At 65.1% G+C, this 23725-nt stretch carries 23 protein-coding genes; 15 read left to right on the top strand and 8 right to left on the bottom strand.

Translation table 11 applies throughout. From position 1 onward, the window contains the following. Positions 1-8 precede the first annotated feature (8 nt). Positions 9-296, bottom strand: coding sequence for an acyl carrier protein (locus IVB23_RS04750; RefSeq protein WP_007592476.1), 288 nt, complete (start codon positions 294-296; stop codon positions 9-11). 234 nt (positions 297-530) lie between these two features. Then, positions 531-872: a hypothetical protein gene (locus IVB23_RS04745; RefSeq protein ID WP_061877688.1), complete on the bottom strand. Its 342-nt coding sequence runs from the start codon at positions 870-872 to the stop codon at positions 531-533. 318 nt (positions 873-1190) lie between these two features. Here IVB23_RS04745 and IVB23_RS04740 point away from each other — a divergent pair, with 318 nt between their 5' ends. The 3 genes from IVB23_RS04740 (at position 1191) to IVB23_RS04730 (ending at position 2410) form a co-directional block, all read left to right on the top strand. Next, a complete protein-coding gene (locus tag IVB23_RS04740) occupies positions 1191-1811 on the top strand; it encodes a ParB-like protein (protein WP_197965865.1) in 621 nt (206 codons plus the stop codon). 138 nt (positions 1812-1949) lie between these two features. Continuing rightward, complete coding sequence (locus IVB23_RS04735) at positions 1950-2093, top strand: hypothetical protein (protein ID WP_165936396.1); 144 nt, start codon at positions 1950-1952, stop codon at positions 2091-2093. 149 nt (positions 2094-2242) lie between these two features. Next, a complete protein-coding gene (locus IVB23_RS04730; RefSeq protein WP_165936397.1) occupies positions 2243-2410 on the top strand; it encodes a hypothetical protein in 168 nt (55 codons plus the stop codon). A 121-nt stretch (positions 2411-2531) separates the two neighbouring features. Here IVB23_RS04730 and IVB23_RS04725 read toward each other — a convergent pair whose 3' ends face one another. The 3 genes from IVB23_RS04725 to IVB23_RS04715 form a co-directional block, all read right to left on the bottom strand. Continuing rightward, the gene (locus IVB23_RS04725; protein WP_247802649.1) at positions 2532-3035 is read right to left on the bottom strand and encodes an MgtC/SapB family protein; all 504 of its coding nucleotides are present in this window, start codon (positions 3033-3035) and stop codon (positions 2532-2534) included. Positions 3036-3045: 10 nt separating this feature from the next. After that, complete coding sequence (locus IVB23_RS04720) at positions 3046-3624, bottom strand: peroxidase-related enzyme (RefSeq protein WP_247802648.1); 579 nt, start codon at positions 3622-3624, stop codon at positions 3046-3048. 135 nt (positions 3625-3759) lie between these two features. Further along, the gene (locus IVB23_RS04715; RefSeq protein ID WP_028178555.1) at positions 3760-5499 is read right to left on the bottom strand and encodes a DUF87 domain-containing protein; all 1740 of its coding nucleotides are present in this window, start codon (positions 5497-5499) and stop codon (positions 3760-3762) included. A 433-nt stretch (positions 5500-5932) separates the two neighbouring features. On the opposite strand from IVB23_RS04715, the gene IVB23_RS04710 reads away from it, so the two are divergent. Beyond that, complete coding sequence (locus IVB23_RS04710) at positions 5933-6901, top strand: catechol 2,3-dioxygenase (protein WP_247802646.1); 969 nt, start codon at positions 5933-5935, stop codon at positions 6899-6901. 150 nt (positions 6902-7051) lie between these two features. Here the strand turns inward: IVB23_RS04710 and IVB23_RS04705 are convergent, their stop codons facing one another. Together IVB23_RS04705 and IVB23_RS04700 are read right to left on the bottom strand one after the other, a co-directional pair. Then, on the bottom strand, positions 7052-10582 hold the full coding sequence (locus tag IVB23_RS04705) for a molybdopterin cofactor-binding domain-containing protein (RefSeq protein WP_247802644.1): 3531 nt from the start codon (positions 10580-10582) through the stop codon (positions 7052-7054). Continuing rightward, positions 10582-11064 (bottom strand): (2Fe-2S)-binding protein, encoded by a 483-nt coding sequence (locus IVB23_RS04700; RefSeq protein ID WP_061877682.1) that lies wholly within the window; start codon positions 11062-11064, stop codon positions 10582-10584. The genes IVB23_RS04705 and IVB23_RS04700 overlap by 1 nt, the downstream gene beginning before the upstream one ends. Before the next feature lie 240 nt (positions 11065-11304). On the opposite strand from IVB23_RS04700, the gene IVB23_RS04695 reads away from it, so the two are divergent. From IVB23_RS04695 to IVB23_RS04660, 8 genes are all read left to right on the top strand, one after another. Continuing rightward, positions 11305-12762: a hypothetical protein gene (locus tag IVB23_RS04695; RefSeq protein ID WP_061877745.1), complete on the top strand. Its 1458-nt coding sequence runs from the start codon at positions 11305-11307 to the stop codon at positions 12760-12762. Further along, the gene (locus IVB23_RS04690; RefSeq protein WP_247802643.1) at positions 12759-13655 is read left to right on the top strand and encodes a UPF0280 family protein; all 897 of its coding nucleotides are present in this window, start codon (positions 12759-12761) and stop codon (positions 13653-13655) included. Before IVB23_RS04695 ends, IVB23_RS04690 begins: the two co-directional genes overlap by 4 nt. A 26-nt stretch (positions 13656-13681) precedes the next feature. Then, a complete protein-coding gene (locus IVB23_RS04685; RefSeq protein ID WP_061877681.1) occupies positions 13682-14266 on the top strand; it encodes an amino acid synthesis family protein in 585 nt (194 codons plus the stop codon). Positions 14267-14346: 80 nt separating this feature from the next. Beyond that, positions 14347-15549, top strand: coding sequence for an ABC transporter substrate-binding protein (locus tag IVB23_RS04680; RefSeq protein WP_247802641.1), 1203 nt, complete (start codon positions 14347-14349; stop codon positions 15547-15549). 217 nt (positions 15550-15766) lie between these two features. Further along, positions 15767-17656, top strand: a complete 1890-nt coding sequence (locus IVB23_RS04675) for an ABC transporter permease (protein ID WP_247802639.1) — start codon at positions 15767-15769, stop codon at positions 17654-17656. Continuing rightward, positions 17653-18444, top strand: a complete 792-nt coding sequence (locus tag IVB23_RS04670) for an ABC transporter ATP-binding protein (RefSeq protein WP_061877678.1) — start codon at positions 17653-17655, stop codon at positions 18442-18444. The genes IVB23_RS04675 and IVB23_RS04670 overlap by 4 nt, the downstream gene beginning before the upstream one ends. Continuing rightward, positions 18441-19145 carry an ABC transporter ATP-binding protein gene (locus IVB23_RS04665; RefSeq protein ID WP_027571698.1) on the top strand — a complete coding sequence of 235 codons (705 nt, stop codon included), beginning with the start codon at positions 18441-18443 and terminating at the stop codon, positions 19143-19145. The genes IVB23_RS04670 and IVB23_RS04665 overlap by 4 nt, the downstream gene beginning before the upstream one ends. Before the next feature lie 24 nt (positions 19146-19169). Continuing rightward, positions 19170-19637, top strand: a complete 468-nt coding sequence (locus IVB23_RS04660) for a MarR family transcriptional regulator (RefSeq protein ID WP_061877677.1) — start codon at positions 19170-19172, stop codon at positions 19635-19637. A 55-nt stretch (positions 19638-19692) separates the two neighbouring features. On the opposite strand, the gene IVB23_RS04655 is transcribed toward IVB23_RS04660, so the two are convergent. Beyond that, positions 19693-20889 carry an amidohydrolase family protein gene (locus IVB23_RS04655; protein WP_197965871.1) on the bottom strand — a complete coding sequence of 399 codons (1197 nt, stop codon included), beginning with the start codon at positions 20887-20889 and terminating at the stop codon, positions 19693-19695. Between the two features lie 156 nt (positions 20890-21045). On the opposite strand from IVB23_RS04655, the gene IVB23_RS04650 reads away from it, so the two are divergent. The 3 genes from IVB23_RS04650 to IVB23_RS04640 all read left to right on the top strand — a co-directional run bounded on the left by IVB23_RS04650 (position 21046) and on the right by IVB23_RS04640 (position 23607). Next, positions 21046-21819, top strand: coding sequence for a ferredoxin--NADP reductase (locus tag IVB23_RS04650; protein ID WP_247802626.1), 774 nt, complete (start codon positions 21046-21048; stop codon positions 21817-21819). Between the two features lie 106 nt (positions 21820-21925). Continuing rightward, positions 21926-22249 carry a hypothetical protein gene (locus IVB23_RS04645; protein ID WP_247802625.1) on the top strand — a complete coding sequence of 108 codons (324 nt, stop codon included), beginning with the start codon at positions 21926-21928 and terminating at the stop codon, positions 22247-22249. A gap of 92 nt (positions 22250-22341) precedes the next feature. Continuing rightward, on the top strand, positions 22342-23607 hold the full coding sequence (locus IVB23_RS04640; RefSeq protein WP_247802623.1) for a cytochrome P450: 1266 nt from the start codon (positions 22342-22344) through the stop codon (positions 23605-23607). Positions 23608-23725: the final 118 nt, after the last annotated feature.

Here is a 23725-nt window from a genome sequence, read left to right as displayed (position 1 = left end):
CTGCGCCCTTAGGCGCTCGCGCCCTTGGCCGCAACCAGTTCGTCGATGCGGGCGCACAGGTTCTTCAGCACGAAATATTGCTCGGTGGTCGCCTTGCCGTCGTTGACCTCCTGAGTCCACTTCTCCAGCGGCAGCTTGATGCCGAACTGCTTGTCGATCGCGAACGCGATGTCCAGAAAATCGAGGCTGTCGATGCCGAGGTCATCGATGGCGTGGCTATCGGGCGTGATCGTGTCGCGCGGGATGTCGCAGGTTTCAGCGATGATCGTGGCGACCTGATCGAATGTGGAAGACATCACTAAGCCTTTGATATATTGCGGGTATTTGTCAGGTTGTCCAGAGTGGCACGGTGGGTGGGCATCGCGCCCCGAATGACGCCCTCAAACCCCCCTCTGGCCGGGTCGAAAGCCCGTATATCGGAGCCCCGCCCCGAGTTCAATGGAGCCGGGCAGGCCAAGGGGATCGCAAAGGGACAGGCTTGGGATGGCCACCGGGGCCCTTCCGCCGGACGGCCAGCGGCGGGCCGGTCCCTAAATATGCGGCGTCGTGATCTTGACGCAGTCGCGGCGACCCATCAGCACGCAATCCTGGGTCCGGCGCAGGTCGGCGATGCTGACCGCGAGCCAGATCCCGATCGCGGTCAGCGCGATGGTGAAGGCCAGCGCCGCGATGTTGGCAAGCATGCGCTGGCGGAAATTGTCGGGTTCGGCGCGGGGCCGCTCGTAGCGCGACAGGTCCAGCCGTTCGGGAGCGACGCGCAACGGTTGTACGGTGCCGTTGCCGCGCTGGGCCGCCGTGGGAGGCGAGGTGCGCGGCCTGAACTGGAGCACCCGGTGCTCGTCATCCGAGCTTATGGGCCGCTGGTTGTTCATGGGGCGGGGATCACTCCGAAGCGCCGATTTAGATAGCATACGTGGCGCGCGCGTTGCAGAAAATCTTCTCAATGCTCGCGGGCATTTGTGCATTTGCACTATTTGTACATGGGCCGGTGTGGAGCCCACCGGGAACCGGCCGTCGTGGTGGTGGCGCGGGTTGCGCCGCAACGACAGGGATCGCGACCTCCACGGAGTTCGTCCCTTCGTCCCGCCAGTACCGACTTGTGATCTCGGCGTCCTTTCCGAACGCATTTTGTCGCCGCGGGGCCCATGGCATAGTCGCGGGAAGCCGGACCATCCGAGGACCTATCGATCATGACCAATACGCGCGAGCCGCGAGTGCATCCTGTCCCGATCCTGTCGCTCCGGCCGACGCAGATGACGGTCGGCATGCGCGAGGTCAGGGAGAAGCGCAAGCGCTGGCGCGAGCACGACGAGAAGAAGCAGGCTGATCTGCTCGGCAAGCACATGATCCCCGTCGTCTACGGCCCCGATTCGCGCTACTACGTGATCGATCATCATCATCTCGGCCGAGCGCTGCACGATGAAGGCGTCAAGGAGGTGTTGGTGACCATCGTCGGCGACCTCAGGATGGTCGAGCGCAAGGCATTCTGGGGCGTCATGGACAACAAGCGCTGGGCCTATCCCTACGACGCCAAGGGCGAGCGGAGATCGTTCCGCGACCTGCCGAAATCGGTTGCCGACCTCGAGGACGATCCGTTTCGCAGCCTTGCCGGCGAGTTGCGCCGCATGGGCGGCTTTGCCAAAGACACCACGCCGTTCTCGGAATTTCTGTGGGCTGATTTCCTGCGCCGACAGGTCTCGCGCAAGTTGGTGGAGTCCGATTTCGACAGGGCGATCGAGAAGGCGATGGCCGCAGCCAGAAGCAAGAATGCCATCTATCTGCCCGGCTGGTGCGGTCCGGCGGATGATTAGGGCCGTGGCGCCACCGGCACCACCAGCCGCACCACATCACGGTCGCTTGAGCGAAATCACTTTCCCGTCTCCATGAAGCGGTCCTGAAACAGGGCCACCCCACATCTTTGAGGTATCGAGCTTACACAGGAGGCCGGAATGCGCCGTCTGGTTCTTGCCATTGCCTTGCTCGCCGTCGCCTCAGCAGGGATTTCGGCATCGTTTGCCGCAGTTCACCACGCCAAGACATTGACATTTGCCGATCGTTTTGCGCCGGCGCTCGAGCTGATGACAAAACGCTAGCGGCTTGGCGGCCCGGACACGCTTGATCTTCCGCAAATTTGCGGCGGCGGCCGGCGGCTATGGTCCGCCTGCATGATTGCCGAAGCAGCATGGCGTCCCGATATCGAGGGCGAGGTGGGCTCCAGGTCATGCTGACTGGAGGCATGGCCATGAGCATCATCTTTCGCATCCTCTTCGTCATCGCCGGCGCGGTCACCGCGCTGTTCGTTGCGCGCGATGCCCTGAACTTCACGATCATCCAGACCTTCGTTGCGATTCTGCTCGTGACCGCCATTCTGGGCGCTGGAAGTCTCTGGAGCCTGCGGCGGAAGACGTGAGCGAGACAGAATGCGGCAGCAGGCGATCGGGTTGCGGCAGATGCAGTGCTCGCCAGGCTCCTTCGATCCGATGGAGCCTTGCACGCGCTCGCCTCCGAGGCGATTGCGCGGCGTATGATCACTAGCCGCTATTGCGGGGACCCGCGGGCGGCGTGGTCTCCGGCCGGTGCGGATCCTCTCTACCGCCGAGGGCGCGATGCAGCCAGCGCTCGATGCAGCGGCCGATCGTGAGCAGCACGAAGGCGACAGCGAGCGCGAGCAGGACGATCTTCCATTGTCCGACGCCGCAGGCAATGCCGAGACAGGCGGCGAGAAAGGTGCAGGCCGCGCTGGTCAGGCCCCGCACGCGAAAGCGGTCGCTCTCGTGGACGATGACCCCGGCACCGAGAAAGCCGATGCCGGTCAGGATGCCCTGGATCACACGGCTCGTCGCATCGGTCATCCTGCCGGGCTCGGCGAACTGGACTGCGAGCAGCACGACGGTTGCGGTGGAGAGCCCGACGATGCCGAGCGTCTTCAGCCCGATCGGCTTGCCGTGCAGGTCGCGGTTGAGGCCGATCGCGCCGCCGGCGAGCGTCGCCGCGCCGAGGCGAAGCAGGATTTCGGGCCAGTCCAGCTCGGTCATGTCTTGCCCGTCACGTCTTCGGCAGTCGTCCCATCAGGTAGAACTCCTCGTTCGGGCGCATGCCGGTGAAATTCGCCAGCCGGTTCGACAATGCGAAGAAGGCGGCGATCGCGGCGATGTCCCAGATGTCGTCGTCGCTGAAGCCGTGCGGTTGGAGCGTGGCGAAATCGTCCTCGGAAATCCGCTGCGCGTCAGTCGAGACCTTCATCGCGAAGTCGAGCATCGCCTTCTGCCGCGGGCTGATGTCGGCCTTGCGGTAATTCACCGCGACCTGATCGGCAATCAGCGGGTTCTTGGCTCGGATGCGCAGGATCGCACCGTGGGCGATCACGCAATATTGGCACTGGTTCGCCGCCGAAGTCGCCACCACGATCATCTCGCGCTCGGCCTTGGTGAGGCCGCCGTCCTTCTCCATCAGCGCGTCGTGATAGGCGAAGAAGGCGCGGAACTCGTCGGGACGATAAGCCAGCGTCAGGAACACGTTCGGCACGAAGCCGCTCTTCTCCTGCACGGCAAGGAGGCGCGTACGGATGTCCTCGGGCAGCGTTTCGAGGGCGGGTGCGGGGAAGCGTTGCGTGGCTTTTGTCATGGGCATGGTTCCGGCTTGGGGCGGGAACCATAGTCGATGCCGGCGAGACGCTCCAGAGGCGTCGCAAGGTCTCGTGCCCCGGACGCGGCGCAGCAGCGTTGCACGCTGCGGCGCGTCCGGGACACGAGAGATGCGCTACCGCAGCGGCTTCTTCAACAGCGAGAAGCGGTCCGGATCGAGGCCCATCGATGGTTGCAGCATCGGGGCTTCGACGCTGGACATCGTCTTCGCCGGCGGCGCCGAGAACACGGGGTCGTTGGGCACGTCGCGCTGCGAGGTGGCGCCGCGCCAGCGTTCGAGCACTGCGCTGACGAAATGCATGTCGTGACCGGAGGTGACCGACGGCACGCTCGAGATGGTGGCCTCGCCGCGCGGCAATTGGTGCGGGGGCACTTCCTTGAAGCGCAGGCGCGTCGGCAATGCCACGCCTTCACCGAACGCCAGCACTTCACGCGTGCCGAGCGAGGGGACGAAGGAGAGCAGGTTCGCGGCGGCGTCCGAGACCGCGGCGCGCAGCAGCGCCTGGTCGCGGTCGTTGGCGAGACGCATCGTGAACAGCGTGTTGCACTGGGAGATGATGGTGGCGTCGAGCTCGGCGGGGCGCTGGGTGATGAGGCCGAGATAGACGCCGTATTTACGACCCTCCTTGGCGATGCGCGACACCGCCTTGCGGGTCGGCCCGAAGCCGACGTTGCGGTCGGCGGAGGCATAGCGATGCGCTTCCTCGCAGACGAACAGCAGCGGCGAGACGCCGTCGCTCCACAGGCCGAAGTCGAAGGCCATGCGGCACAGCACCGAGACGACAGAATCGATCACTTCGGCCGGGAAGCCGGCGAGCTGCATCACCGTCATCGGCTTGCCGTTGGCCGGCAGGCGGAACAGATGGCTGATCACTTCGGCCATGGTGTCGCCGCCGACATTGGCGTTGTCGAACATGAAGGCGTAGCGCGGGTCGTTGCGCACGGCCTCGATGCGCGAGATCAGCTTGTGATAGATGATACGCGAGGAGCGGTTCTCGAGCTTGCCCATGCGCTCGTCGATCAGCGACAGCAGGTCGACCAGGCGATAGGGCACCGGCGTGTCGACCGTGTAGCCGATCTGCTTGGGGTCGATGCGCTTGAGGCCGATGCGGTCGGCGTTCTGGTACTGGGTGTAGACGCCCTTGGCCAGCGGGATCACCTCGGCGAGGATGTCGAGCTCCTCGGGCACGCCGGCGCGGCCGCCGAACAGCACGTCGACAATTTCCTCGAAGTTGAACAGCCAGAACGGCAGTTTCAGGTTCCGCGGGTTGAGCACCAGCGCGCGGTCGCCGAAGCAGCGGCCATATTCGTTGTGCACGTCGAGCAGGAAGATGCGCAGGTTCGGCCGCGCCTTCAGGATCTCATTGAGCAGGAGCGAGACGCCGGTCGATTTGCCGACGCCGGTCGAGCCCAGCACCGCAAAATGCTTGGACAGCATTTCCTCGACATCGACATAGGCGACGACGGAGCGATCCTGCTGGAGGAAGCCCACATTGATCTGGTCCGACCCAGTCGGCGCGTAGATCGTGCGCAGCTCCTGGCTGGTGATCAGGTCGACGGCATCGCCGATGGTCGGATAGTTAGTGACGCCGCGCTGGAATTTGGCCTTGTCCGCGGCGTTGAGGATCTCGCCGAGCAGGTCGACCGAGGCGATGGCGATGTAGCCGTCGGAGCTCGACAGATTCTCGCAGGAGACCTCGGTGATCATCGCAACGATGACGGAGCTGGCGCAGCGAATGCTGACGAAACGGCCGACGGTCGCCCGAACCTCCGAGATCGGCATCTGGCTTGCCGCCAATAGCCCGACCCGGGCGAGCGATCCGCGAACCGAAATCACGCGTCCAAAGGATGTCACGATGAATGAACCCGGCAAGAGCTAAGGGATTTGCTTCGGACTATGCGCGGCCGTCGCTGGACAAAGGGTTAAACGCCGGGCGCGCCTGCTCCGTTAAATCAGCGGTAATTCGGCCAACAGGTTTGGTCCTGATGCATACTTGTGGGCGGAATCGCCGGGAAACTGCTGTTTTTCCGGGCCAATGCGTCAGGTCAGCCTTAAGGAAGACTTTACCATCCAGGCGGGCGATCGCCGGTTTGGAAGGCCCGCCGGTCCCGGCCGGGCCGTCATTTGCAAGGGCGCTGCGGCTTGATTTGTTGACGGGACCTAATCATTTGTACATTAGTACAAATGAAATCGCTGCCACCGGCGCCATGCGGGGCGCGCGTCGTTGTGCCCCGCGCTCAATCGCGCCGTCCGGTCCGGCGGAACGTAGCGACCCTGGGAGGAAGTCATGCAGCCCGAACCAATCCTCGATCTCGCCCATCTCGGCCACATGGAGCTGCTGACGCCGAAGCCCGACGAGAGCCTGAAATTCTTCGTCGATGTCATGGGCATGACCATCAGCGGACGACAAGGCGAGTCGGCCTACTTGCGCGGCTGGGATGATTACGAGCGCTATTCGCTCAAGCTGACGGCGTCGAAGACCTCGGGCATGGGCCACATGGCGCTGCGGGCGCGCAGCCAGCAGGCGCTGGAGCGCCGGGTCGCGGCGCTGAAAGGATCCGGCTTCGACATCGGCTGGATCGACGGCGACATGGGGCAGGGGCCGACCTTCCGCTGCCGCGATCCCGATGGCCACATCGTCGAGCTCTATTACGAGACCGAATGGTATCAGGCGCCGCCGGAGCTCAAGCCGGCGCTGAAGAACCAGGCGCAGCGCTTTCCGGCCCGCGGCGTCAATGTCCGCCGTCTCGACCATCTCAACTGCCTCGCCGTCGACATCAAGGCCAACCGCGAGTTCTTCGAGACCTATCTCGGCTGCCGTCTCACCGAGCAGATCGTGCTCAATGACGGCCGGGAAGCGGCGATGTGGCTGACGATGTCGAACAAGAGCTACGACTTCGCCTATTCGCTCGACCATTCCGGCGTGCCGGGCCGCTTCCACCACGTCACCTATGCGCTCGACAGCCGCGAGGAGATTCTGCGCGCCGCCGACATCTTCCTCGAGAACGGCGTGCACATCGAGACCGGCCCGCACAAGCACGCGATCCAGCAGACTTTCTTCCTCTATGTCTACGAGCCCGGCGGCAACCGCGTCGAGGTCGCCAATGCCGGCGCGCGCCTCATTCTCGCGCCCGATTGGAAGCCGATCGTGTGGACCGAGGAGGAGCGCAAGAAGGGCCAGGCCTGGGGATTGAAGACGATCGAGTCGTTCCACACCCATGGCACGCCGCCGGTGGAGATGAAGAAGCACGGCTAGAGTCGCACATCCGACGTGTCATTCAGCGTCATTCCGGGGCCCGAGCGTAGCGAGGGAGCCCGGAATCCATAACCACCAGCCGGGGTTATGGATTCTCAGATGCGCAATTGCGCATCATAGCTCGCCGCTTCGCGTCGCCCAGGAATGACATCAGGGGTTGAAGCTGCGCACCCGCGCGATCGTCTCGCGCAGGTTGGTCCACGCCGGCTTGTCGGGTGCGAACTGCCTGCGCAGGAACGTGACGAGCTCCTCGACCTGCGCATCGCTCATGCTGTTCCTGAACGCCGGCATGTAGCCGAGATCGCTTGTGACCGGTTCGGCGATGCCGTGCAGGATCACCTGCACGAGATTGTCCGCGGTCGCGCTGTGCAGGTTGCTGTTAAGCGCGAGCGAAGGCCGGCTGCCGAACAGCGGCAGGCCGCCGACCTCGTGGCAGACGGCGCAGGCGCCCAGGTACAACCGCGCGCCGGTGGAAGAGGCAACGGTGACCTGCGTTGCGCTCTCGAGCTTTGCCGCGAGTGCTTCCTCTGCCTGCCGGTCGGTCGCGGCGTCGTTGAACGAGTTGAGATAGACCGCCATCGCACGGATGTCCTGGTCGGGCAGGGCCTTGAGGTCTCGGACGATCGGCGCCATCGGTCCGGCGGCGACGCCGTGATAGCGCGAATGGCCGGTGCGCAAATAGGCGTAGAGCTCATCCTCGTTCCACGGGATCGGCGCGTGCGAGATCGAGGTCAGCGCCGGTGCTTCCCACCCCTCGGCGAAACCGCCGGCGAGATAGGCATTGCGCTGCTCGACGCCGAGCGCGTTGCGCGGCGAATGGCAGCCGCTGCAATGGCCGAGCCCCTCGACCAGATAGGCGCCGCGATTCCAAAGCTCGGACTTGGCGGGATCGGGCTTGAACTCTCGGCTCTCATGGAACAGCGCATTCCAGCCTGCGAGCAGCGGACGGAGATTGAACGGGAAGGCGAGCGCATTCGCCGGCGGCGTCGCGCGCACCGCGGGCTGCGCCATCAGATAGGCGTAGAGCGCCTGCATGTCGGCGTCGCTGGTCTTGGCGAAATGCGTGTAGGGAAAGGCCGGATAGAGCTGCCGTCCGTCGCGATGCAGTCCGTCACGCATGGCGCGTTCGAAGGCTGGATAGGACCAGGCGCCGATGCCGGTCTCGACGTCGGGCGTGATGTTGGTCGCGTAGATCGTGCCGAACGGCGTTTCAAGCGCGCGGCCGCCGGCGTTGAGCGCGCCGCCGGTCGAGGTGTGGCACTCCGCGCAATTGCCGAGCGCCGCGAGCTGCTCTCCGCGCGCGATCGTCGCCGCGGAATAGACCGACGCGTCGGGGCGCGCGATGGGTGCAATCGCGCGGCCCGGCAGCAGCGCCGCGCCGACGCCGATTGCAGCAGTGCAGAGAGCTGCAATGGTCGCGAAGACGCCGGCGCGCTTTGCGAACGGGTTTTGCCAGATGCGGGCCGGCGGCGACGCCGCGGGAGCGGGCAGGGCCTGTGGTGTCGCCGGTGTATCGCCGTGCAGCCCTTTCAGGATGCGTTCAGGCGTGAATGGCGGCTCGCGAAAGCGCACGCCGGTGGCATCGAAGATCGCATTCGCGATCGCCGCCGCGCTCGGCACCGAGGCGGATTCGCCGACGCCGAGCGGTGGTTGATCCTGACGCGGCAGCATCAACACGTCGATCTTGGGCACGTCCGGGAACGGGATGATGGGATAGGCGCCCCATTCCCGCGCCGCCACCGCGCCGCGTTCGAACGACACTTCCTCCATCAGCGCGCGGCTGGTGGACTGGATGACGTTGCCATGGATCTGGTGGCGCACGCCGTCCGGATTGATCATCAGGCCGGAGTCCTGGCCCGCGACAACGCGCGTGACGCTGACATCGCCGGTCGCCTTGTTCACCGCGACGTCGGCGACCCAGGCCGACCACGCCGCGCCATAGCCGGGAAACTTGCTGTGGACATAAAGCGCGTAGGCAAAGCCGCGCCCGTGCACGACCTCGCCGTCTTTCTCTTCGCGGACGGGCCGCGGCGTCCAGCCCGCGCGTTCGGCCACTGCATTGACGAGATCGACGGCGCGCTGGTCTTTCAAATAGCGCAGGCGGTATTCGATCGGGTCAACGCCGGCCTCGGTCGCGGCTTCGTCGATATAGGATTCATGCGCAAAGGTGTTCGGCAGTGCCGAGACGCCGCGGAACCATGAGGCGCGCACGATCGGGGGCATATCGTGGGCAACGACGCGCATGTGGTCGTAGTCGTAGGGCGGGATCGCGGTGCGGTCGCCCATCTGAAGTACGGCGGGATCGGGCGAGATGCGGCCGGTCAGCAGCAGCGCCAGAGTTGGCGCGGCGTTCGAGGGATAGCGCGTGGCGAGATCGTAACCGGCAATGCCGCCGTCGGCATCGAGCCCGCCGTTGACGTCGACGAGCTGCGCGGTGCCTTTGGGCTCCCAGGCGTGCTCCTGCTCGCGTGTCAATTGCACGCGCACGGGCCGGCCGACCGCGCGCGACAGCAGCAGCGCGTCGGCGGTGACGTCGTCGGCGCAGTTGCGGCCGTAGCAGCCTGCGGCTTCGAGCCGGATCAGGTCGATCTCGCTCTCGGGACGTTCGATCAGGAGCGCAAGATCGCTGCGCAGCACGTGCGGGTTCTGAGTGCCCGACCAGATGCGGATATTGCCGTCCCTGTAGTCGGCGACGGCACAGGACGGGCCGATCGAGGCGTGCATCTGATACGGCCACACGTAAGTGCGCTGCATCGGCCTGGCCGCGCCCGATATCGCCGCATCGACGTCGCCCTTGTCGATCAACGTGCGCGGCGTCGACGGATTGGCGCGCAGCGCGGTTTCGACGTCGGCAAGGTCGGTGAGGGTTGGTGTCGGTTTCCAGCTCACCTCGAGCTGCTCTGCCGCGCGGATCGCATTCTCCTCGCGCTCGGCGACAACGCCGACGAAATCGCCGATGTGCACCACCGCGATCAGGCCGGGAATGTCGCGTACCGAGGATTCATCGACCGCGAGCAGGCTGGTGCCGACGAACGGTCCGGCATCGACGCCGGCATAGGGCGGCCGCACCACGCGGCCATGCAGCATGCCGGGCACGCGGATGTCGTGCACGAAAGTCAGCTCGCCCGTGGCCTTGGCGGGCAGATCCACGCGCGGCGTCGACTGGCCGACGATCGTGTAGTCGCCGACGGGTTTGACCGCGACATCGTCGGCAAGCTCGAGCCGGATCTCTTCGCTGCCGATCAGCTCGCCATAGCTGACGCTGCGGTTGTCGTGTCCGCGCACGAGGCCGTCCTCGATCCGTAACTCGGAGGCCGGCAGCTCCAGCCGCTCGGCCGCGCGCGCGATCAGGAAGTGCCTCGCCTGCGCCGCGGCCTTGCGCAGGGGCACGGCGGTGATCTGGATGGTTTCGCTGGCGATCGTCGCGCCCTGGTTCGGCACCACCGACGTGTCGCCGAGCACGACCACGACGCGCGCAAAGGAGACGTCGAGCTCTTCGGCGACGATCTGGCCCAGGGCGGTGCGGATGCCGGTGCCGAGATCGACATGGCCGTTATAGGCCGTGACCGCCCCGTCCGCGGTGATGCGAACGAAGGTCTCGGATGTGACCTCGTCCACGGTGCGGGCGACGATGAGCGAGCCCGATGGCCGCTCAGCTCCGTTCGAAACAGGGGAGGCCATCAGTCCGCGGCCTCGGCGAGCTGGCCGGATGCCCGCATCACCGCGCGCAGGATCTCGACGTGGGTGCCGCAGCGGCAGAGATTGTAGCGCAGCGCCGCCAGCGCCTCCTGTTCGGTCGGCCGCGGATTGACCGCGAGCAGCGCCTTGGTGGTCATGATCATGCCGTTGAGGCAATAGCCGCATTGTGCGGCCTGCTCGTCGATGAAGGCCTGTTGCACCACATCGGGCTTGTCGCGGGTGCCGAGGCCTTCGAGCGTCACGATGTCGCGGCCGGCGCAGCCGCTCACGGGAATCACGCAGGAGCGCGCCGCCGCGCCGTCGATCAGGACAGTACAGGTGCCGCATTCACCCAAGCCGCAACCGTATTTCGGGCCGTTCAGCGCGAGCTCGTTGCGAAGCACATAGAGCAGCGGCGTGTCCGGCGCCGCCGTGACTTCGTGGATCCTGCCGTTCACGGTGAGGCGGATCGGTGTCTTCGTCATCCTCGTTCCCAAGCGCGCGTAACTCTACCGTGGCGAACGATACCGTTTGTACACAAACGTGCAAGCGGTGCATCCCGCACTGCAGCGTGGTTGCCTTCTTTGTGGACAGAGCTGATAGGCAAATGAGGTTTTATGCGGCAGCCGCATCTTTTGCGCTGCACCGCCGCTTGACAGCGCCAGGGGACCGCGCGCAACATTGTTCGTGTACGAATGATAACCGCAGTGGCCGCCGGCTCCGACATGGTGATTGAAACGACGAGCGCCGTCATCGACAAGATCCGCTGCGATGCTTGTCCGGTGATGTGCTACATCAAGCCGGGCGCAGCTGGTGCCTGCGACCGCTACGCCAATCACGACGGCAAGCTCGTCCGTGTCGATCCGCATGTGATCCTGGAGCGCACCGTTTCTCATGGCGGCAAGCTCGTTCCCTTCAGTCGCACTGAGGACTGGGACGGCAAGATCGTCCATGAACCCTCGACTTTCGTGACCGCGATCGGCGCGGGCACGACCTATCCCGACTACAAGCCGGCGCCGTTCATCGTCTCCGCGGAGGTCGACGGCGTCGACATGGTGACCGTCGTCACCGAGGGCATCTTCTCCTATTGCGGGATCAAGGTGAAGATCGACACCGATCGCTATCTTGGTCCGGAGACCGCGACGGTGCGCGCGCAGGGCGAGGCGGTTGGCCACGTCACGACCAGCGAATATGGCTCGCAGATGCTGTCGCTCGGCGGCGTGCATCATCTCACCGGTGGCTCCAAGAAGGAGGGCCGCGTCACCTGCGACACGCTGATGGATCTCGCCAATTGCAAGGCGGTCGAGCTCACCATTGACGGTGGCGCCACCGTGGTGGTGCAGGCCGGGCAGCCGCCGATCGTCAACGGCATGAAAGAAGTGCGCATGCGCGTCGGCTGCGGCTCGGCGACGATCGGCATGTTCGCCAAGCAATGGCACGGCAAGGTCGACGAGGTCGTCGTTGTCGACGACCACATCACCGGCGTGCTCTCGGAGCATCAGGCTGGCAAGCTGCTCGACATCGCCGACACCGGCATCAAGATGAAGGGGCGGCGCTCGACGCCGGGCCGCTATTTCCAGGTCGCCGATCCCGGCACGGGCTGGGGTGGCACCAACATCTCCGATCCGCTGGCGATCCTGGGGCCGTTCGATCCCAAGGAAGCGAAGCCCGGTTTGACCATGCTGATGGTCTCCACCACGGGCGAGCATTCGTCGTATTACGTGCTCGACGAAGCCTTGAAGCCGATCGAGACCGAGATGCCGGCCGAGTTGAGATTCTCGGTCGAGCGTATCCAGGAAAACTGCGAGCCCGCGCTGTGCACCGTGCTGTTCATGGCCGGGGCCGGCGGCTCCTTGCGCGCGGGCGTCACCGACAATCCGGTGCGGCTGACGCGTTCGGTGAAGGATGCGCTGACGCGCGTCACCAGCGGCGGCGCGCCGGTCTATGTCTGGCCCGGCGGCGGCATCACCTACATGGTCGACGTGACGCAGATGCCGTCAGGCGCGTTCGGTTATGTGCCGACGCCGGCGCTGGTCGCGCCGATCGAGTTCACGATGAAGCTGTCGGACTATGCCGCGCTCGGCGGCCACATGGATTACGTGAAGCCGCTCTCCGAGGTGCAGAACGGCGACGATGTCCGCCAGCTGCCCTGGCAGAATCCGATTCCGGGGCCGCGGGCATGACCAGGCTCCCGCAAATCGCATTGCTGTCTGATGGCCGGCGGCTGCATTTGCAGGATGGACCGATTGATCTGATCGTGGAGGCGAGGGGGCGTGCGGACGAGGTGCGCGCGGCCTATGAGGCTGCGGCGCGCCGGTTCACCGGGCTTCTCGACGAGCTGTGCGCGGAATTGACTGAACTGCGTGCGGATGCTGCGACGCGGACTTCGCTGACCGGCGCTGTCGCGCGTCGTATGCACGCCGCTGTCGCGCCCTATGCCGCCGATTGCTTCATCACGCCGATGGCGGCTGTTGCCGGCAGCGTGGCCGAGGAGATTCTGGGGGCGATGCTGCGCGCTGCGGCGCTCGATCGGGCTTACGTCAACAATGGTGGCGACATCGCGCTTCATCTCGAAGCGGACACGCATTTTTCTGTCGGCCTGATGGATCGGCCCGACCACGGCGGCGTGATACGGACGATGAGGATCGATGCGAATGACCAGACGCGGGGCGTCGCGACCAGCGGACGCCACGGCCGCAGCTTTTCGCTCGGCGTCGCCGATGCCGTGACGGTGCTGGCGGCGACCGCAGCGCAGGCCGATGCGGCGGCGACGGTGATCGCGAATGCCGTCGATCTGCCCGGGCATCCCGCCATCGTCCGGAAGCCTGCGAACGAGCTTCAACCCGACAGCGATCTGGGCGCGCGCCTCGTCACCCGCGATGTCGGCGAGCTGTCTCACGATGAGATCGCCGCCGCGCTCGAATCTGGCGCGGAACGTGCACGGCAATTGTTCGACCGCGGACTGATCGAGGGTGCCGTGTTGCAGCTTTGTGGTGATATGCTTGTCATCGGACCGAAAGATATTGAACGGCAAGAAGCGCGCCCGCGTCAGCTGGAGAACGCGGTTCATGCCTGAACAGGGAAGAGCCTGAGGACACAATCATGAGCGCGATCATTCGCAAGATCGTCACCGTCGTCGAAGAGACGCAGATGGAGATGGGCCGGCAGGTGTCGCCGCCGACCCGGCGTGCGGCTGCGATTGCCGTCATCGAGAATCCGTTCGCCGGAAAATATGTCGAGGATCTTTCGCCGCTGATCGCGATCGGCGAGGAGCTGGGTGAGCTCTTGTCGAAGCGTGCGGTGGCCGCGCTCGGCATCGATGGCGCCAAGGCGCAGAGCTACGGCAAGGCCGCCGCCGTCGGCGAGAACGGCGAGCTTGAGCATGCCGCCGCCATCCTCCACCCCAAGATGGGCGCGCCGGTGCGCAAGGTGCTGGGCAAGGGCGCAGCTCTGATCCCCTCCTCGAAGAAGCGTAGCGGGCCGGGCACGACGCTGGACATTCCGCTCGGGCACAAGGATGCTGCCTTCGTACGCAGTCACTTCGACGGCATGGAAGTGCAGGTCAACGACGCGCCGCGCGCCAACGAGATCATGGTCGCGGTCGCCGTCACCGACAGCGGCCGTCCGCTGCCGCGCGTCGGCGGGCTGACAGTCGCGGAGATCAAGGGCGAAGACGGTCTGAGATAGGGTTTGAACCGGGGAGGCGGGCACAGCTTCCCCGACACGATTACGCTGAAGACGTAGAGAGTTCAAAACTGGAGGTTGGGATGCAAGCGAGAAACTATTTTGTGGGCGCGGCCTTCGCGCTTCTGGCGGGCGGCATGGCTCATTCGGCCCTGGCGCAGGACATCAAGATCGGCGAGATCAACAGCTACTCGCTGCTGCCGGCCTTCACCGAGCCCTATCGCAAGGGCTGGCAGCTTGCGGTCGAGGAGATCAACGCGGCCGGCGGCATCAACGGCAAGAAGCTCGTCGTCATTTCCAAGGATGATGGCGGCAAGCCGGCCGACGCGCAGACCGCGGCCAACGAGCTCGTCTCGAGCGAGGGCGTTGCGATGCTCGCAGGCACGTTCCTGTCGAACATCGGCCTTGCGGTCTCTGACTTCGCCAACCAGAAGAAGGTGTTCTTCCTCGCGGCCGAGCCGCTCACGGACGCCATCACCTGGTCCAAGGGCAACAAATACACTTTCCGCCTGCGTCCCTCCAACTACATGCAGGCGGCGATGCTGGTGGAAGCCGCCAGCAAGCTGCCCGCAAAGCGCTGGGCCACGATCGCGCCGAACTACGAATACGGCCAGTCGGCGGTCGCCGTGTTCAAGAAGCTGATGTCGGAGAAGCGTCCGGATATCCAGTGGGTCGACGAGCAGTGGCCGCCGCAGGGCAAGATCGACGCAGGTCCCGTGGTGCAGGCGGTTGCCGCCGCCAATCCCGAAGCGATCCTCAACGTCACCTTCGGCGCCGATCTCGTGAAGCTCGTGCGCGAAGGCAACACCCGCGGCCTGTTCAAGGGGCGCGAAGTCGTCTCGTTCCTCACGGGCGAGCCCGAATATCTCGATCCGCTCAAGGACGAGACGCCGGAGGGCTGGATCGTCACCGGCTATCCCTGGTACTCGATCAAGACGCCCGAGCATGACGCGTTCCTCAAGGCCTACCAGGCCAAGTACAACGACTATCCGCGTCTCGGTTCGATCGTCGGCTACCAGACCATCAAGTCGGCCGCCGCCATTCTCGCGAAGGCCGGCTCGACCGATCCGGAGAAGCTGATTGCCGCGGCGGAAGGGCTGTCCATGCCGTCGCCATTCGGCGAGATCACCTTCCGCAAGATCGACCACCAATCGACGCTCGGTGCCTATGTCGGCAAGACCGCGCTCAAGGACGGCAAGGGCGTGATGGTGGATTCTTCGTACAAAAAGGGCGCGGACTATCTCCCGAGCGATGCCGAAGTCGCGAAGCTGCGCCCGAAGGATTGATGTCCTTCTCCCTCTCCCCGCTTGCGGGGAGAGGGTTGGGGTGAGGGGGAGCCTCCGCGAGGGAGGTGACAGACGTACTCTCGGAGACTCCCCCTCACCCGAATTGCACCGGACGATGCTCCGCATCGCCGAGCGCAATTCGACCTCTCCCCGCAAGCGGGGAGAGGTGAACCAAGCCTCGCATGCCGCGGCATGCCACACCTAACCCGGACCGCCGATGGCCTTTTATGTCGTACAGTTTCTGACCGGTCTCGCCAGCGCAGCGTCGCTGTTCCTGGTGGCCTCGGGCCTGTCGATCATCTTCGGCGTGACCCGAATCGTGAATTTCGCGCATGGCGCCTTCTACATGATCGGCGCCTACATCGCCTTCACGCTCACCGAGCGGCTTTCCGGTGCGTTCGGGTTCTGGGGCAGCATCGTGCTGGCCGCGCTGGCCGTGGCGATGATCGGCGTGATCGTCGAGATGGTGCTGCTCCGCCGCATCTATCACGCGCCCGAACTGTTCCAGCTGCTCGCGACCTTCGGCCTGACCTTGATGGTCGAGGACCTCGTGGTCCTGATCTGGGGGCCCGACGATCTCGTCGGCCGCCGCGCGCCGGGCTTCAGGGGTGCCATCGATTTCTTCGGCCAGAACATTCCGAGCTATGATCTGTTTCTGATCGTGCTGGGACCCGTCGTGCTCGGCATTCTCTGGCTGCTGTTCCAGCGCACGCGATGGGGCGTGCTGGTGCGCGCGGCGACGCAGGACCGCGACATGGTCGCTGCGCTCGGCGTCAACCAGAAATGGCTGTTCACGTCGGTGTTCGCGGTCGGCGTCTTCCTCGCAGCCCTCGGCGGCGCGCTTCAGATCCCGCGCGATGCCGTGCATCACGCCATGGATCTGCGCATCATCGTCGAGGTGTTCGTCGTGGTCGTGATCGGCGGCCTCGGCAGCATCGTCGGTGCCTTCGTCGCGGCCGTGCTGGTCTCGGAGCTGAATGCCTTCGGCATCCTGATCTTCCCGAAGATCTCCATCATTCTGGTTTTCCTGGTGATGGCGGTGGTGCTGATCGTGCGGCCCTGGGGCCTGTTCGGCAAGCCGGAGGCGGCCGCGCGCAAGACGCCTGGCCTCACCGTCAATCCCTGGCGGCCGCTGACGTCGAACGAACGGCTGGCGGCGCTTGCGGCGCTCGTCGTCGCAGCGATGCTGCCGCTGTTCGCGGGCAATTATCTGCTCACCGTGGGCTCGGAGATCGCAATCTTCGTGATCTTCGCTGTCAGCCTGCACTTCCTGATGTCGGTCGGCGGCCTCGCGTCCTTCGGCCATGCCGCCTATTTCGGGCTCGGCGCCTATGGCATCGCCTTCCTCGCCAAGATGGCGGGGCTGCCGATGATCGTGTGTCTGTTGCTCGGCCCGCTGCTCGGCTGCATGGGCGCCGCCGTGTTCGGCTTCTTCGCGGTGCAGCTCTCCGGCGTTTATTTTGCGATGCTGACGCTCGCCTTCGCGCAGATCGTCTGGTCGATCGCATTCCAGTGGGTGAGCGTAACCGGCGGCGACAACGGCATATTGGGGATCTGGCCGGAAAAATGGGCGGCCAGTCCGTCGCATTTCTATTGGCTCTCGCTCGGCGTCGCCGCGCTGGTGACGATCGCCCTGCGCGTGATGGTGTTCTCCCCGTTCGGCTACGCGCTGCGCGCCACCCGCGATTCGCTGTTGCGCAGTGAGGCTGTCGGCATCAATGCCAAGCGCATCCAGTGGACGGCGTTCGTGATTGCAGGCACGACCGCCGGCATCGGCGGCGCGCTGTTCGCCTACCTCAAGGGCAGCGTCTTCCCCGACAATCTCGGCATCTCGCTGTCGGTCGACGCACTCGTCATGGTGCTGCTCGGCGGTGTCGAGACGGTGTCCGGCGCCGTGATCGGCGCCATCGTCTACAAGGCGTTGAACATCTGGCTGGTCAGCCAGACCGATCTGTCGAAGCTCGTGCTCGGCGGCTTCATCATGCTGATCGTCGTCGTCTTCCCCAAGGGCATCGTCGGCATGCTCGAGATGCTGGCGCAGCGCCGTCGGAAGTCCTCGCCGCCGGGCTCTCCCTTGCTTGCCAAGCCGATCGAGTCTGCCGAATGAGCGTTGCACCCCCACTTCTCGCGGTTGAAGGGCTGACCAAGTCCTATGGCGGCATCCATGCGGTGCGCGGCGTCTCGTTCTCGCTGCGCGCGGGCGAGATCCTGGCGCTGATCGGCCCGAACGGCGCCGGCAAGAGCACCTGCTTCGACATGCTCAACGGCCAGAACAAGCCTGATAGCGGCCATGTCCGCCTGCTCGGCGAAGAGATCACGGGCAGGAAGCCGCGTGAGGTCTGGCGGCTCGGCGTCGGGCGCACGTTCCAGATCACCGCGACCTTCGCCACCATGACCGTGCGTGAGAACGTTCAGGTCGCGCTGATTTCGCATGAGAAGCAGCTCTACAACCTCTGGGGGTCGGCGCCGAAGTTCGACCGCGGCGAGGCCGGCCGTCTGCTCGAGCTGGTCGGCATGGGCGGTTACGCGGACCGTCCCTGCGGCGAACTCGCCTATGGCGATCTCAAGCGGCTCGAGCTTGCGGTCGCGCTCGCCAACCAGCCGAAGCTGCTGTTGATGGACGAGCCGACGGCCGGCATGGCGCCGCGCGAGCGCGTCGATCTGATGCGGCTGACCGCGAGCATCGCGCGGGAGAAGTCGATCGGCGTGCTTTTCACCGAGCACGACATGGACGTGGTGTTCGAGCATGCCGACCGCATCATCGTGCTCAACCGCGGGACCTTGATCGCCGAGGGCTCGCCGGCGGAGGTGCGCGGAAATCCGCAGGTGCAGGCAGTCTATCTCGGCGAGGGCCTCGTCTACGATGCCCGCCACCGCGAGGGAACATCGGCATGAAGCTCACGGTGCAAGACCTCAACAGCCATTATGGTCCGGCGCATATCCTGTTCGACATCGGCTTCGAGGTCGGCGAGGGCGAGGTGGTGGCACTGCTGGGACGCAACGGCGCCGGCAAGTCGACCACGTTCCGCTCGATCGTCGGCCTCGTCGCGCAGCGCTCCGGCCGCATCATGTTCGAGGGCAAGGATGTCTCGGCGAAGCCGACGCACGAGATCGTGCGCGAGGGGCTCGGCTACGTTCCGGAGGAGCGGCGCATCTTCACTGACCTGACAGTCGAGGAGAACCTGGAAGTCGGCCGCCAGCCGAAGCGCCCGAACGCGCCGCACTGGACGCGCGAGAAACTGTTCGCGCTGTTTCCAAATCTGGGTGAGATGAAGAACCGTCCCGGCGGCCGCATGAGCGGCGGCGAGCAGCAGATGCTGACCATCGCGCGCACGCTGATGGGCAATCCCTCGCTGGTGCTGCTCGACGAGCCTTCGGAGGGCCTGTCGCCGAAGATCGTGGAGCAGATGGTCGATGCCATCCTGACCATGAAGAAGGAAGGCGTCAGCATCGTCGTCTCCGAGCAGAACCTGCATTTCGCGCGGCTGATTTCGGATCGCGCCTACATCATCGAGCGCGGCCGGATCTGCTTCGGCGGCACCATGGCCGAGCTCGACGCGCGTCCTGATATCCGCGACGCGCATCTGTCGTTGTGAGGCAAGTGGAAGGGCTGCGAACGGATGGCGAGAAGCGTTGCGGCAAAGAAGAGCGTCAAACCGGCCAAAGTGTTTAACAGGCCGCCTTACGTGCTCGACGAGCAGGTCGGCTTCATCCTGCGGCAGGTCTGGCAGCGCCACAGCTCGATCTTCGCCCGCGACATCGGCACCAATCTGACGCCGACACAATGGGCGGCATTGTCGAAACTGGCCGAGACCGGGCCGTGCTCGCAGAACCAGCTCGGGCGGCTGACGGCGATGGACGTCGCCACCATCAAGGGCGTGATTGATCGTCTCACCGCGCGCGGCCTGACCGAGACCAGCCAGGATCCCAACGATGGGCGGCGGCTCCTGGTCAGCCTGACGCGTGCAGGTCAGCAGCTTGCGGAGAAGCTGGCCCCCAATGCGCTTGCGATCACGCGCGAGACGCTGGCGCCGCTCGACGCGAGGGAGCGCGAGACGCTGATGGCGCTGTTGAACAAGCTGCGGTGAATGTCTCTCATTCCGGGGCGGGCTCACGCGCGTCCCGGAATGACGGCAAATCCCGTCACTTCGCCACCACCTCCGGCACCTTTCCCGCCGGCGGGGTGTTGCGGCTGCGTTGCGTTCGCACGATGCCGTCGATGATGGTCATGCCGATGCCGGGGAGGTCGCCGAGCTGGACGCTCTCCAGGATGTTCTTGCCGGGCGAGTGCTGCGCCTTGTCCATGATGACGAAATCGGCGGAACGGCCGACCTCGATCAGGCCGCAGTCGAGCTGGCGCATCCGCGCGGTGTTGCCTGTGGCGAGACAGAACGCAATCTCGGCCGGCAGATCGCCGAGCGAGGACAGCATCGAGACCATGCGCAAAATGCCGAGCGGCTGCACGCCGGAGCCGGCGGGCGCGTCGGTGCCGAGGATGACGCGGTGCAGATCGCCCATCTCGCGCGCGGTGCGCAGCGTGAACAGGGCAGAGCGCTCGTTGCCGTTGTGCACGAGCTCGAGGCCGCGCTTGCAGCCCTCGCAGATGCAGCGGATCTGGTCATCGGGCAGGGCGGTGTGGCCGCCATTGATATGGCCGACCACATCGGTGTCGGCCTCAAGCACCACGTCCTTGTCGATCAGACCGGAGCCGGGGATCGACGGGCCGCCGGTGTGGATCGTGCTCTGGATGCCGTATTTGCGGGCCCAGCCGACCATCTTGCGTGCTGTCGGGCCGTCCTTGACGCCGCCGAGGCCGACTTCGCCGAGCAGCTTGACGCCGTTGGCAGCCATCTCCTTGAAATCCTCCTCGACCATCTCGCATTCGATCACCGGCGCGCCGGCGTGAACCTTCACGCCGCCGGGACGCAAGGTCCAGAACGCGCGCTGGGCAAACACTGCCATGGCCTTGAGGCCGACCACGTCGCGGGGGCGGCCGGGCATGTGCACTTCGCCCGCGGAGATCATGGTGGTGACGCCGCCGTGGAGGTAGCTGTCGATCCAGTTGATCTGGTTCTGGCGCGGCGTCCAGTCGCCCGCGACAGGGTGGACGTGGCTGTCGATCAGGCCCGGCGCCACCGTGGTGCCCTGGGCATCGACGATGGTGGTCGCGCCCTCGGTGTTGACGTCCTTGAAGCGGCCGATCGCGGTGATCTTGCCGTTCTCGGCGACGATGGTGTCGCCGTCCAGGATCGGCTTTTCCAAAGCGCCGGACAGGATCAGGCCGATATTCCGGATCACGAGCTTCGACGGTCCGGTGGCCTGGGGGGCGTCATGCGCCATGGAAGGGCTCCTCATTCCTAACTGCAACGCTTCCGATCTTGGGCAGCCTTGACCGCGGGATCAAGCCGGATTATTCATTAGTATACGAATGAGCGTGTACAAACGACGCATAGCTGCCGGCCTCGGAACCGCAATTGACGCGACAGGGAAGGTGAGATGAGCAATTTCAATCAGGAAAGCGTTTTGAGCGTCCACCACTGGACCGATACGCTGTTCTCCTTCAAGACCACCCGCAGCCCGACCTTCCGCTTCCGCAACGGCGAATTCACCATGATCGGGCTCAAGGTCGGCGAGAAGCCGCTGCTGCGGGCCTACAGTGTCGCCAGCGCCAACTACGAGGACACGCTGGAGTTCTTCTCGATCAAGGTCCCGGACGGCCCGCTGACCTCGCGGCTCCAGCATTTGAAGGAAGGCGACGAGATCATCGTCAGCCGCAAGGCCACCGGCACGCTGGTGATCGACAATCTGGAAGAGGGGCGCAACCTCTACCTCATCGGCACCGGCACCGGGCTTGCGCCGTTCCTGAGCGTGATCAAGGATCCCGAAACCTATGAGCGGTTCGAGAAGGTGGTGCTGCTGCACGGCTGCCGCCACGTCAAGGAGCTCGCCTATGGCGAGATGATCACCGAGCATCTGCCGAAGGACGAACTGCTCGGCGAATACATTCGCAATCAGCTGATCTACTACCCGACCGTGACCCGCGATCCCTTCCGCAACCGTGGCCGCATCACCGACCTCATCACGTCAGGCAAGCTGTTCACCGATATCGGCCTGCCGGTGCTGGAAGCCGCGCATGACCGCGTCATGATCTGCGGCAGCCCGGCTCTGGTGGCGGACACCCGCGCGCTCCTGGGCGAACGCGGCTTCGCCGAGGGCAATCACGGCGAGCCGGCCCAGTTCGTGGTCGAAAAGGCGTTCGCCGAGCGGTAATCCCGCAATTCCTGCGCGATAAGACCGTATTTTCGCCGCGTGGGGCCCGTTGCGGCGCCGATTCGGCGCTTGATACTATGTGGGAGCGAATCAGCGGAGTTCCCACATGGTTGCGGACAGCGACAGCAACATCGCCTGGCACCGGGTTCAGTTGAAGAAGAACCGCGCCGAGCTGAAGGCGCTGGAGACCGCGCGCTTCACGATGGGCGAGATCGCCTCATCGAAGCGGGATGGCCAGACCCAAAAGTCGATCGCGGAACTCAAGCGCAAGATCGCACAGTCGGAGCGGGTGATCGCCGATCACGACAAGCGCACGCGCCGTCCGCTCGCAACCGACCTGCAGAGCCTCAGCAATGGCAGCTGGAGCCATTGGGACGCCTACACCCAGCAGCGCAAGACCGGCCAGCGTTCGCCGCCGGGGCGCGGATAGACGCCTCTCGTTGACGATCGACGAGGCGACCCTTGCGCGGGCCGCGCCGCGCACCATCTGGGTGAAACGCCAGCAATCAGTCCGGTGATCCCATGACTGTGCGCCTCGATTTTACCAGCGAGGTTTTTTTCCGCGATCCGCCCAAGGCCATCGCGACGTTGCGCATGTCCGGCCCGGTGGTTGCGACGCGATTCCCGATCGTCGGCGATGTCTGGATCACCACGACCCTTGATGCGACAGCGCAGGTGCTGAAGGATGGCGCGACCTTCACGCTGCGCAAGGAGGACGGCGACGTCGCGGGTCTGCGCTGGTGGATGCCGAGATACGTCAGGACCATCGCCAACAACATGCTGACGATGGACGAGCCGGATCACACCCGGCTGCGCAGCATCGTGGACGAGGCGTTTCGCCGCCGCGCGATCGTTGCGATGGAGCCGCGCATCCGTGCCATCGCCGACACGCTTGCGGACGAACTGTTCGCAGCGGGAAGCCCGGCCGATCTCGTCCAGTGTTACGCGCGCATCGTGCCGCTCGCGGTGATCTCGGAACTCCTGGGTCTGCCGCCGGCCGATCGCCCGAAGTTCATCGCCTGGGCCAATGAGATGTCCTCGCTGACGAATGTCGTCAGCTTCTTCCGCTTGCTGTTCGCCTTCCGCAAGATGCGAGTCTACCTCGAACGGCAGTTGCAGACCGCACGCGTGCAAGGCGGCGAGGGCCTGATTGCCGAACTGGTCCAGGTCGAGCGCGAAGGCGGTCAGATCACGCCGGGCGAGATGGTCTCGATGGTGTTTCTGCTGCTCGCGGCGGGATCCGAGACGACCACTCATCTCATTAGCGGCTCGGCGTATGAGCTTCTCAGGAATCCCGGTTTGCGTGACTGGCTGGAACAGGACTGGAGCCGCGTCGGGCTTGCGGTGGAGGAGTTCCTGCGCTTCGTGTCGCCGGTGCAATTCTCCAAGCCTCGCTATGTGCGCCGCGACGTCGAGGTCGAAGGCGTGCGCTTGAAGAAGGGCGACCGCGTCATGGTGATGCTTGCCGCTGCGAACATGGATCCGGCGGTGCACGATCGTCCCGAGCGCCTCGATCTCGAGCGCAAGCCGAACCGCCATATTTCATTCGGCACGGGAATCCACTTCTGCCTCGGCCATCAGCTCGCGCGCATCGAGGCAGCCTGCGCGCTGGAAGCGCTGTTCGTGCGATGGCCCAAACTCGGTCTAGCTGTCGATCCCGCCGAGGTCCATTGGCGCAGACGGCCGGGCTTGCGCGCGATCGCGAAACTTCCCGTCACGGCTGAGAGCCGTGGAACACCGGGGCGGGCAGGAGCGAGCCCTGAGCGTTCCCTCACCGCGGCGAGCTGAGATCAGCGTCCGTTCGGAAAATCTTTGCCGCGCGTGATCGGTCAGGAACGGTGTGCCGCTGGACCTGTTGTCTCTTGGACGCGCGGATCCTTGGCCGTGCAGGTCTCGGATCGACGTC

It is taken from the genome of Bradyrhizobium sp. 191 (genome assembly GCF_023100985.1).
GTDB classification, from domain to species: Bacteria; Pseudomonadota; Alphaproteobacteria; order Rhizobiales; family Xanthobacteraceae; genus Bradyrhizobium; species Bradyrhizobium diversitatis.
The sequence above is the reverse complement of the archived record's forward strand: the minus strand, read 5'-3'. Positions and strand labels throughout refer to the sequence as shown.

Excerpts from the sequence above, each read along its gene's own strand:
- IVB23_RS04650 (WP_247802626.1), top strand. The coding sequence starts at position 21,046 with ATGAGCAATTTCAATCAGGAAAGCGTTTTGAGCGTCCACCACTGGACC.
- IVB23_RS04700 (WP_061877682.1), bottom strand. The coding sequence starts at position 11,064 with ATGACGAAGACACCGATCCGCCTCACCGTGAACGGCAGGATCCACGAA.
- IVB23_RS04695 (WP_061877745.1), top strand. The coding sequence starts at position 11,305 with ATGGTGATTGAAACGACGAGCGCCGTCATCGACAAGATCCGCTGCGAT.
- IVB23_RS04740 (WP_197965865.1), top strand. The coding sequence starts at position 1,191 with ATGACCAATACGCGCGAGCCGCGAGTGCATCCTGTCCCGATCCTGTCG.
- IVB23_RS04705 (WP_247802644.1), bottom strand. The coding sequence starts at position 10,582 with ATGGCCTCCCCTGTTTCGAACGGAGCTGAGCGGCCATCGGGCTCGCTC.
- IVB23_RS04750 (WP_007592476.1), bottom strand. The coding sequence starts at position 296 with ATGTCTTCCACATTCGATCAGGTCGCCACGATCATCGCTGAAACCTGC.
- IVB23_RS04690 (WP_247802643.1), top strand. The coding sequence starts at position 12,759 with ATGACCAGGCTCCCGCAAATCGCATTGCTGTCTGATGGCCGGCGGCTG.
- IVB23_RS04665 (WP_027571698.1), top strand. The coding sequence starts at position 18,441 with ATGAAGCTCACGGTGCAAGACCTCAACAGCCATTATGGTCCGGCGCAT.
- IVB23_RS04645 (WP_247802625.1), top strand. The coding sequence starts at position 21,926 with ATGGTTGCGGACAGCGACAGCAACATCGCCTGGCACCGGGTTCAGTTG.
- IVB23_RS04675 (WP_247802639.1), top strand. The coding sequence starts at position 15,767 with ATGGCCTTTTATGTCGTACAGTTTCTGACCGGTCTCGCCAGCGCAGCG.
- IVB23_RS04655 (WP_197965871.1), bottom strand. The coding sequence starts at position 20,889 with ATGGCGCATGACGCCCCCCAGGCCACCGGACCGTCGAAGCTCGTGATC.
- IVB23_RS04685 (WP_061877681.1), top strand. The coding sequence starts at position 13,682 with ATGAGCGCGATCATTCGCAAGATCGTCACCGTCGTCGAAGAGACGCAG.
- IVB23_RS04735 (WP_165936396.1), top strand. The coding sequence starts at position 1,950 with ATGCGCCGTCTGGTTCTTGCCATTGCCTTGCTCGCCGTCGCCTCAGCA.
- IVB23_RS04640 (WP_247802623.1), top strand. The coding sequence starts at position 22,342 with ATGACTGTGCGCCTCGATTTTACCAGCGAGGTTTTTTTCCGCGATCCG.
- IVB23_RS04710 (WP_247802646.1), top strand. The coding sequence starts at position 5,933 with ATGCAGCCCGAACCAATCCTCGATCTCGCCCATCTCGGCCACATGGAG.
- IVB23_RS04720 (WP_247802648.1), bottom strand. The coding sequence starts at position 3,624 with ATGACAAAAGCCACGCAACGCTTCCCCGCACCCGCCCTCGAAACGCTG.
- IVB23_RS04725 (WP_247802649.1), bottom strand. The coding sequence starts at position 3,035 with ATGACCGAGCTGGACTGGCCCGAAATCCTGCTTCGCCTCGGCGCGGCG.
- IVB23_RS04660 (WP_061877677.1), top strand. The coding sequence starts at position 19,170 with ATGGCGAGAAGCGTTGCGGCAAAGAAGAGCGTCAAACCGGCCAAAGTG.
- IVB23_RS04670 (WP_061877678.1), top strand. The coding sequence starts at position 17,653 with ATGAGCGTTGCACCCCCACTTCTCGCGGTTGAAGGGCTGACCAAGTCC.
- IVB23_RS04680 (WP_247802641.1), top strand. The coding sequence starts at position 14,347 with ATGCAAGCGAGAAACTATTTTGTGGGCGCGGCCTTCGCGCTTCTGGCG.
- IVB23_RS04730 (WP_165936397.1), top strand. The coding sequence starts at position 2,243 with ATGAGCATCATCTTTCGCATCCTCTTCGTCATCGCCGGCGCGGTCACC.
- IVB23_RS04745 (WP_061877688.1), bottom strand. The coding sequence starts at position 872 with ATGAACAACCAGCGGCCCATAAGCTCGGATGACGAGCACCGGGTGCTC.